Raw genomic sequence first — 939 nt, forward strand, 5'->3', positions numbered from 1 at the left:
CATTAGTGGTTGAATTTTTAGTGATGGAATCCCACACCACCATTTCAACATCTTTTATTTTCAGCACCATGCGGCTGTAGCTGTCTTCGTGCTCTTGATTGGTTAATTGCTCAATAACAATATCTTTATTGATGTCCGCAATTAAAAAAGCCACTGATTTCCCAGAAAATTTGACTTGCTTAATCACTTGAATCCGAATGTTGTCACCATCACGAGTGGCACAAACTTCTTCCGGATGCCCGTGTTGGGTCATCAAATCATGAATATCCATTGGCTTGAGATCTTTTGGGCCAGTCGTGACGATGGTTGTTCCGTCACTGCCCACCAGCGTTAACTTGTTGTAGATGTTGCTACTGTTGATCAACTTGCCGTCAATCTTCTCATCAAATCTACGTTTTAAGTTGATTAAACTTGCACCTAGGCCATATTCCATCGACATACCAGATGCTAAGTTTGCAAAAAATGTTTGAACGGTTTTGTCACTCGATAAATTATCTACGTCTTCACTTGCGATAGTAAATAAGTTGTCTAGTGTGCTTGCATAGCTTTTTACTTTTAAATCCAGCTCTCTATATTGAGAGTCTTTTAATTTATTCTGTCCAAGACTTGTAACAACAATAAGTATCGCTAAATAAATAGAAACGATTATTGCGCTTATCGTTATTATCTTTTTACTGGATATTTTTTTAACAGCCTTTTTCATCGAATTTTCTTACTATCTTCTAAGAAGTAATCGTTATAAAAGTAGTAAATTGACGGGTAGTATTTTTTAACGAGCTTTTCATACGTCCCATCTTTTTTAATAGAGTCTAAATAACGATCAAACGCTTCGCGTAATTCCGGTGAATTTTTACGGAACGCAACAGCCATTTGTTGATTTTCATAAACAGGGCCAATAACTTTTATTTCTCCCGGCCATTTGTCTAAAGCAATTAATGT

General features: G+C 36.4%; 1 protein-coding gene and 1 pseudogene. Both read right to left on the minus strand.

Annotated features, from left to right (window positions below):
- Window positions 1-703, minus strand: a pseudogene (locus R7190_RS26030) (GGDEF-domain containing protein); the annotation flags it as partial.
- Window positions 700-939 (minus strand): transporter substrate-binding domain-containing protein (locus tag R7190_RS26035; RefSeq protein ID WP_318137703.1); only part of this gene is annotated, 240 nt, incomplete at its 5' end. The pseudogene R7190_RS26030 and the gene R7190_RS26035, both read right to left, overlap by 4 nt.

The sequence above is a fragment of the Vibrio sp. 1078-1 genome, from assembly GCF_033340475.1.